Source organism: Streptococcus sp. 32226D021BW, assembly GCF_053545015.1.
This window is the reverse complement of record NZ_JBPPVC010000018.1, coordinates 22,884-31,358: the sequence shown is the minus strand read 5'-3', so window position 1 is coordinate 31,358 and position 8,475 is coordinate 22,884. Positions and strand designations below refer to the sequence as shown.

At 42.8% G+C, this 8,475-nt stretch carries 6 protein-coding genes and 1 pseudogene; 6 read left to right on the top strand and 1 reads right to left on the bottom strand.

Translation table 11 applies throughout. The features are described 5' to 3' along the window. Positions 1–194 (bottom strand): annotated as a pseudogene (locus ACEE44_RS09565) (fibrinogen-binding protein); the annotation flags it as partial. Positions 195–315: 121 nt separating this feature from the next. Here ACEE44_RS09565 and ACEE44_RS09560 point away from each other — a divergent pair. The 6 genes from ACEE44_RS09560 (at position 316) to secA2 (ending at position 8,467) form a co-directional block, all read left to right on the top strand. Beyond that, positions 316–561, top strand: a complete 246-nt coding sequence (locus ACEE44_RS09560) for an LPXTG cell wall anchor domain-containing protein (protein ID WP_449172064.1) — start codon at positions 316–318, stop codon at positions 559–561. 557 nt (positions 562–1,118) lie between these two features. Next, positions 1,119–2,372, top strand: a complete 1,254-nt coding sequence (secY2, locus tag ACEE44_RS09555; RefSeq protein ID WP_332412854.1) for an accessory Sec system protein translocase subunit SecY2 — start codon at positions 1,119–1,121, stop codon at positions 2,370–2,372. A 10-nt stretch (positions 2,373–2,382) separates the two neighbouring features. After that, a complete protein-coding gene (gene asp1, locus ACEE44_RS09550; protein ID WP_105122154.1) occupies positions 2,383–3,954 on the top strand; it encodes an accessory Sec system protein Asp1 in 1,572 nt (523 codons plus the stop codon). 4 nt (positions 3,955–3,958) lie between these two features. Next, positions 3,959–5,533 carry an accessory Sec system protein Asp2 gene (gene asp2, locus ACEE44_RS09545; RefSeq protein ID WP_332412856.1) on the top strand — a complete coding sequence of 525 codons (1,575 nt, stop codon included), beginning with the start codon at positions 3,959–3,961 and terminating at the stop codon, positions 5,531–5,533. After that, on the top strand, positions 5,533–6,075 hold the full coding sequence (gene asp3, locus ACEE44_RS09540; protein ID WP_332412858.1) for an accessory Sec system protein Asp3: 543 nt from the start codon (positions 5,533–5,535) through the stop codon (positions 6,073–6,075). Before asp2 ends, asp3 begins: the two co-directional genes overlap by 1 nt. A 13-nt stretch (positions 6,076–6,088) precedes the next feature. Further along, positions 6,089–8,467, top strand: coding sequence for an accessory Sec system translocase SecA2 (secA2, locus tag ACEE44_RS09535; RefSeq protein ID WP_449172063.1), 2,379 nt, complete (start codon positions 6,089–6,091; stop codon positions 8,465–8,467). The last annotated feature ends 8 nt before the right edge of the window (positions 8,468–8,475 follow it).

Below are 8,475 nucleotides of genomic sequence, written 5' to 3'. Positions count from 1 at the left end.
ATCTCAGAATCGGTAAGCGAGTCAGTTTCAGAATCCATCTCAGAATCAGTAAGCGAATCAATTTCTGAATCGGTATCAGAGTCAATCTCTGAATCTGTATCTGAATCCATCTCTGAGTCAGTCTCAGAATCCATTTCAGAATCTGTATCAGAGTCAATTTCAGAATCAGTCAGCGAATCTGTATCTGAGTCCATTTCCGAGTCAAGCGTAGAAGTTCACTCTAATGGTCCAGGTTTAGTAAATCCACCACTACCTCCAATAGATATCGAATCAGTTTCAGAATCTATTAGCCAGTCTTTATCTATTTCCGAGTCAGTGTCTGAATCTATTTCAGAATCCGTCTCTGAAGCCGTTTCAGAGTCTGTATCTGACTCAGTTTCAGAATCCGTTTCAGAGTTAGTATCTGAATCAACTCCTTCACAGGATTCACAGCTTCCTCGTAAGTCAGCAGTATTGCCAAATACAGGTGAGGAGTCGTCATCTTGGGCAGGATTGCTTGGAGCAGGCCTCTTGTTTGGTGCTTTGTATAAACGTCGCAAAAAAGACGAAGAAGAAAAGTAATTAAAGCTAGAAGGCAAAAAGAAAGGTAGCTAGCAAATGCCAGCTACTTTCTTTGTATCAAGTTCTGATTTAAATATGGAAAAAACCGATAATCAGTTGAATAATAGACAAAGAAACAGTACACTAATAGATAAGTAATGGAACGGCTAGCAGTTTCTATGGAAAAAGCTGGCGCATAAGATTTTTTAGACTCATTTAACCTAAAAATAGTAGCCTCAAAAAAGGAAAAATAAGTGCCAACTAGCTATATTTTCCGTAGGAAAATTGAAAATGTATTCATTGAAAAACTTAGTGTTTTCACAGTCTTTTTATTGACTTAGCCTAGCAATAGTGCTAAAATTGGGAGACTCTTTTGGACATATTTAAAACTAGTAAGACATGAGCAAAAACACAGTTAAAAAAATGATTTTTTAACACTTTTCTTGAAACAGCAAATAAGAATGAACAAGTCATACTAGTTGAATCGAAGCTGCCCTTTAACGAGGGCGACTTCGATTTATCATATATGGGGATAAGGTCTTATCCCTAGATATGATAAGGAATAGGAAGTTTATATTATGAAAAATATATGGAGAAACTATCGTTCTTCTACTCTAGCTAACCGCCTGACCTGGACGGTTGGCATCGTATTTGTCTATATGTTGGGGAAATATAGCCCAATCGCAACCCTTCCTGCTGCAGGCATTGAAGCGGGTGAATATAAATTAGATAGTGCCTTGGAGAACTTGGCCATGGTAACAGGTGGTCAGTTTTCGACCCTGAATCTATTTTCTCTCGGGCTGAGTCCTTGGATGACAGGGATGATCTTGTGGCGTTTTTTGACACTCTTTAAGACAATTAAAGGTTTAACTGCCCAACAAAGCCATCGCTACCGCATGTTACTGATGTTTATTATAGCCTTAATCCAGTCCATTGGGGTTAGTTCCCTATCAGATTACTATCAGTTAAGTCAGTTTGGTGACTATTCACTCCCAATCCTAAGGGGAATTACAATGGTAGTGATGATTGCCGGTAGTTTTGTCCTCATGTGGTTGGCAAATGTGAATGGCCGTAAGGGCTTAGGAGGCCCATCGGTTATTATTGTCTCCAACATGATTTTAACTTTTATCATCAATATCATCCGGTATTTTTTAGAAAATCGATTGGGAGGCCTCGAATTTTTGTTGACGATTGCGGTGATTGCACTAATCGCTTCTGCCTTGATTTGGATTACAGTCGTCGTCTATCGAGCAGAGTATCGGATTCCGATTCGACGGATTATGATTATCAGTGCATTTGCCGAATCCACCTATATCCCAATTCGGGTGACGCCGGCAGGAGGGATGCCTTTCATGTATGCGATGACGCTGATGTCCTTGCCACCAATTCTAATTTCAGCTCTGTTGCAGATTTTTCCAGAAAATCCTATATTGAAGGAGCTGGTTGGGAAGGTGAGTATTTCAGAATTACTCGGGATTCTTGTGTATATTTTCTTGCTCTTCATTTTAGCTATTGGTTTTGCCTACTTCAATATAGACCCGACTGAAGTCGCAGAAAATATGCAGAAAAGCGGGGACTATATCGAGAATGTTCGTCCAGGAGAGGCAACTCGGAAGTACATTTCCTTCTATCTAAATCGTTTAGCCTTGGTTGGTGCAATCTATACCTGCTTGATGGGAGGTGTGCCCTTGCTCCTGGTGTGGAGCCAGCAAGGGCAAATCAGTATCGCACTGTTGATCAACAATATTTATATTGTCACTACCCTTTTGTTGGGCATAGTGGAACAGGTTCGCATTCTTCGTTCATGGAGAGAATACGACGAGATTATTTAAAGGAGTTACTATGTTTTATTTTGTCCCATCCTGGTATCAAGGAAATCGTAAGTGGTATATGGAAGCCCCATTATGGTTTCGTGTCATTGAAAATATGACCTTTGACGATGCCGTGAATCAATTGAAGACCTTCCAGGCTGCGGGTGAAGAAACGATGATGCTCTTGTTGGGGTACCAACCCCATTTGCGCTATTTTTTGCACCGTCAAGATATCCTTTCAACCCCTTACTGGTCCTTCTTTGATGAGATTCAAAATATCCAAAGCAAAAATACCAAGGTGCTCCAGGTAACTGATTTGACTTGGCCACAGGGGGCATGTTTTGTCTATACTCCCTTTGCCTTGTTGGTCAAAATTGGGGATGAACGGATTGCGGAAGTGCATTTTGCTGAAAGCGGCAATCTCTTGAAAGTGGAATACTTTAAGGAGAATGAAGTTACCTACCATTACCTGTTTGACGATCGTGGATTTTTATCGAGTATCCTTTATTTTTCAGATGGGCAGCCTAGCCATCAGGACTATCTGAATGAAAATGGGGTCTGGCAGGTTCGTGAGCACTTGGCAGAAGCTTCCAATCTCATTACCGTCAACCCACGGGCAGATCAGGAATTCTTCCAGCTGACTTATGAGAGTTGGGATGATTTGATTTTAGAGAAATTATTCTTCTTCAAACGTCTGCGTATGACAGAACATGACTACCTGGTTATGGCAGTCCATGAACAACACAATCGCCTCTTGTTGGATGCTTTTGAACAACAGAAAAAAGTGTTGTCCTTTAGCGGTGACCGTTACAGTCTTCAAGAGGGCAGTGACTTAAAGCGTCTTGCTCAGGAAGGTGATGTCCTGGTAGTGGATTCGGAGAAAAACAAGCTGGCCCTTGAGTACAGTTTGGCCCAGCTGGGAACCCCTGCTCACCATGTCAGCAAGGTGACGCCGTTTGATACACGTTTGCGTTTAGGACGCAGTCAGACGGTCAAGGAATTGATTATTTACTGGCAGATAGACGGTACAAGCCATGAAGACTATCTACAAACCCTGCATATTTTATTGCAGTTAATGGAAGAAAATCCCTTGATTGAATTGGATATTGTCAGCTATGAACGTGCACGCAATATGAAGGCTTTGGAAAGTGAATTGATTGCTCTTCTGCAGGAAAAATACACACTTGCTCGGTTCATGGAAGTATCGGAAGAGGCTGGTGAAAACCAATTGGAAGAGGATCAAGAGATGACCTTGTCTAGCATTCGCTTCCATACCTTTACCAATGAAAATCAGATTATTCGCCAATTAGATACGACCCGATTGGTATTGGATTTGGGACAGGTTCCGCATCTTTATACTCAGATTGCTAGTATTAGCGCGGGAATCCCACAAGTCAATCGCCAAGCTTCAGAGTATGTAACGCATGGGGAAAATGGTTGGATTGTGACGGGAATTAAAGACCTGACAGAAGCAGTCGCTTATTACTTTGATGGTCTGACAAACTGGAATAGGTCCCTTGTTTCAACTGTTCAAAAAATGGGGGATTACACTAGCGGTCGCATAATTGATCAGTGGAAAGAATTATTAGAAAATAAAGGCTAACAGAATGAAAATTTTACAGATAGGAAGCCAAGATTGGTCGCAAGGAAAGGAGCTTCCAGCAGACCTGGAATGGCTTTATACGAGTGCAGAAGGCATTACAGACCTTCTCCAAGAGTTAAACGATGCAGCTTTGGCAAAAATTCCTGCTGAAAAATTAGCAGAAATGGGAGAAAATCCCAAGGTACCACTTTACTTTACAGGAATCCTAGTGACCGATTCTTTGTCGGAAAAGCAACTTGAACCTTTGATGAATAACATCGAAGCTTACGCTGTCTTTATGACAGAAAATGTGGAGGTCTTTGATATAGCTCCGACTGGTTTTTACCGCAGAAAGGTGATGTCTTACCTACCTATACAGGGAAGTCAGGAAGAGTTGATTGCTTTTCTCCATATGAACCTCTTTTCAGGACAATATGGGGCTAAGTTAAAGATCCCTGAGATTGATGTTAATCCCAACTTTACAGGTCAAGTTGATTATGAGGGCAATGTCGGTGTTACGTTTACAGGTGATTTTGGGGAGGATTTTCAACCCCTAATGACATTTCGTTATAACTTGGGGACCTTTCCCATGTCTCTTGAAATCTGGTTGGAATACATAAAAAATGGAGACTGTGAACTTCGTCTAGAGTTGGATCCGATCCGTAAGGGATCTTTAGCGGATGTTTTTGAGAAACAGATCTTGAGTGAAGAAGAAATGAAAGAACCTTATGTTCTAGCACCCCATCCAGAGGTTGGTTTCTATAGTGTGTCTGTTTCTGCCAGAGGGACAGGATCTATCAAGACTGGTGTACTCCATTGGCGTTATTCGCGTTCTGGACTTGGCCGCTTTGTCTTAGGGGGCAAGCGCCATTCGGATGCCAAACGCCAAGAAATTTTTCATTACTTTAACCCGGGAGATATGAAACCTCCTTTGAATGTATATTTCTCTGGTTTTCGGGGAGCGGAAGGTTTTGAAGGTTTCTTCATGATGAAACGCTTGGGAGCTCCCTTTCTACTCGTAGCCGATCCGCGTTTGGAGGGTGGATGCTTCTATTCTGGAACAGATGAATTAGAAGGTCATTTACAATCTGCGATTCAAGAAGCTTTGGATTATTTGGGATTTGATTCGAACCAACTTATTCTTTCCGGTCTATCAATGGGAGCATTTGGTGGCTTGTACTATGCGTCTCATTTTAATCCCCATGCTGTAATCGTCGGGAAGCCGTTTACAAACTTAGGAGAGACTGTTTCTAATTTGAAGTTGAAGCGTCCCGGCGAGTTTGAAACCAGTGGTGACATGATTCGTAATGTTGTCGGTGGAGCTGATTCTGCCTCAATTGAAGCCTTTAACCAACGATTCTGGGATAAATTTGGCGAATCAGATTTTCATACGACTCAATTTGCAATTGCGTATATGGAGCAGGATGACTATGATGGCCATGCTATGGAACGCCTGATTGATTATTTGGCGGATAAGGATGTCCATATTTTCTGTAAGGGGTATGAAGGCCGACACAACGACAATAGTCGTGCCATCAACCGTTGGTTTATGGCTCAGTACCATAAGATTCTAAAAAATGATTTTGGAAGGGACATGTAATGGTAGAAGCATTAGTGCAAAAATTACTCTGGACAGGAGTAACCCCAGGAGTAAACTACCTGTACGGTTCAATGATCCAGATACAGGAAGACTCAATTTTTTTTGAGAATCTTCATTTTTCACCAGGTAAACCCATTAAAACTTGGCGGTCTCGGACTAACTACCAGGCCAATCGTTCTTGTCCAGAACTCCCCTTGCTCTATCCAGGAGTTACCTATCGCCTAGAGCAAAAGGTCACCATTGTGCCTGAACAGACCGCCTATTTTCAAATTCAATATTTCAATCGCCAGAATGAGGAAATCCAACGGGATATCCTCAGAAATGGTCAAGAAGAATTTACCTTTCCTAAAGATGCCTTCACCTATCGGATTTCCCTAATGAGTGCAGGTTGTCGGCAGGTAGAATTCTTCCATATTGCGATTTATGGACCTGAAAATAGCGCCAAGCCTTTGATAGAAAGAAATCAGGTCAGCAGTTACACATCAGGTCAGGAACCTGAGGAACTAAGATTGGTGAGCCGCTTGATTCACCAAAAAGGATAAAGGAATAGCAACCATGCAATACAAGACTTCTTTGCTGAATCAGATTCGGTTGAGAAAGATTAAAAAATTAACCAGACAGATTAATGCTCTGTCCGATACCTATGAAGGGATGACCAATCAAGACTTGGCGAATCAAACAAGTCTCTTTAAGGCGCGCTTGGAAGCAGGTGAGGACCTAGACGATATGCTGGTAGAAGCGTTTGCGGTTTGTAGGGAAGCCTGTTACCGTGTCCTAGGTCAATTTCCTTATGATGTGCAGGTGATGGGGGGAATTGCCCTCCATCAAGGGACCATTGCGGAGATGAAGACTGGTGAGGGAAAAACCCTGACGGCGACAATGCCCCTATACCTCAATGCCTTATCAGGAAAAGGCGCGATTTTGGTCACCACCAATGAGTATCTTGCCAAGCGGGATGCTCTGGAAATGGGGCAGGTATATGAGTTTCTCGGCCTAACTGTTGGTCTTGGTGTCTATGATGATGACCAAGAAGGGGATGCAGAGACCAAACGAATGGTCTATGGATCCGATATTACCTATGTAACAGGTGCTGGTCTGGGTTTTGATTACCTGTCTGATAACCTTGCTTCTTCAAAGAGCGAGAAGTTTCTACGTGACTTTAACTATGTTATTATTGATGAGGCGGATGCGGTCTTGCTAGATAGCGCCCAAACTCCTCTCATCATCTCAGGGACCCCTCGAGTTCAATCCAATATGTACGATATCTGCGATCAGTTTGTACTAACTTTGGGCGAAGAGGAGTTTTACTTTGACCCAGATAAAAAGGAAGTCTATTTGACGGACAAGGGCAATGACTATGCGGAACACTATTTCGCAGAAGAGAGTATTTACAATGCAGACAACTGGGAGCTTAATCGCCATATCAACCTAGCCTTACGGGCCCACTATCTCTACAAGAAAAATCATGATTATGTGGTACAGGATGATGAGGTCAAGCTCTTGGACAATCGAACAGGACGTGTGTTAGAAGGCACCCGTCTACAATCTGGTATTCACCAAGCCTTGGAAACCAAGGAAAATGTGAAGAAAACCAAAGAAAGTCGTGCCATGGGCTCAGTTACCTATCAAAGCCTCTTCAACATGTTCCCTAAACTTGCAGGAATGACAGGTACAGGACACCAGGCAGAGGATGAATTGATTTCGACTTATAAGGTTCCAGTTATCTCCATTCCGACCAATGTGCCGATTCAACGAATCGATTATCCAGATAAAATTTATACCACTCTTCCAGAAAAATTGTATGCAACGATGGAGCTGGTTAAGGAGCTGCATGCCAACGGACAACCTGTGCTGTTGATTTCTGGAACTGTGGAAATCACCCAAATTTATTCGCAACTGCTCTTGCAAGAAGGGATTGCCCATTCGACGCTGACAGCCAATAACGTGGCAAAAGAAGCCTTGATTATCAAAGAGGCTGGTCAGTTGGGAACGGTGACTTGTGCGACTATCATGGCCGGCCGTGGGACTGATATTAAGTTGGGACCAGGTGTGGAACAATTGGGTGGTTTGGCAGTTGTTGGAACCGAGCGGATGGCCAATAGTCGGATGGACTGGCAGTTGCGCGGTCGAGCAGGCCGTCAAGGTGAACCAGGCATGTCTCAGTTCTTTGTCTCCTTGGAAGATGAATTGTTGACCAACTATGGTCCGGAATGGGTCAAAAAATACTTTAAAAAGCATAATCGTGAAGATCGTAGAAATTATGGTCGAGCTTTGACAGGTCGCCGCTTCCATGCGGCTATTCATCAAGCTCAAGAAAAGAGTGAGGATAATGCTGTCAGTGCTCGTCAATCAACTATTCGCTTTGATGAAAGCCTGCGAGTCCAGCGCCAGAAGATTTATGGCTTGCGGGACCGCTTGATTCTTGATGATGAGAACTTGGCGGAAAATGTCCGCCAGATTATGGAAGAAGTAATCGATTCCTATTTGGCCGAGAACAAGGAGCGAACACGCCATCAGCTACGCCGCTATATCTTGGACAACTATAGCTATGCTTTCAGGTATTTCCCAAGAGCTTTAGACTTGGACGATGACCAGGACGTTAAGAACTATTTGTTAAAATTGGTGGAAGAAGAAGTGGCTAAAAAAGGGCTGCTTTTGCAGTCAGAAGAAGCTTTGTCAGAGTTCTATCGTCTGTCTGTTTTGAAGGCAATTGATGAGTGCTGGGTCGAAGAAGTTGACAGTCTCCAACAATTGAAGGGGGTTGTCACAACACGATCTACAGCCCAGAGGGATGGGATGTCCGAATACTACCAAGAATCCCTACGTTCCTACAAACAGATGTCTGATTTTGTCAAACAGAAAATCGCTCGAAATGTTATGCTCAGTACCATAGAGCAATCGAAAGATGGAAAACATTCTATTTATTTTGTATAAGAAAAGGA

Bases quoted from the DNA above. Each gene is read 5' to 3' on its own strand.
- asp2 (WP_332412856.1), top strand. From the start codon at position 3,959: ATGAAAATTTTACAGATAGGAAGCCAAGATTGGTCGCAAGGAAAGGAG.
- secY2 (WP_332412854.1), top strand. From the start codon at position 1,119: ATGAAAAATATATGGAGAAACTATCGTTCTTCTACTCTAGCTAACCGC.
- asp3 (WP_332412858.1), top strand. From the start codon at position 5,533: ATGGTAGAAGCATTAGTGCAAAAATTACTCTGGACAGGAGTAACCCCA.
- secA2 (WP_449172063.1), top strand. From the start codon at position 6,089: ATGCAATACAAGACTTCTTTGCTGAATCAGATTCGGTTGAGAAAGATT.
- asp1 (WP_105122154.1), top strand. From the start codon at position 2,383: ATGTTTTATTTTGTCCCATCCTGGTATCAAGGAAATCGTAAGTGGTAT.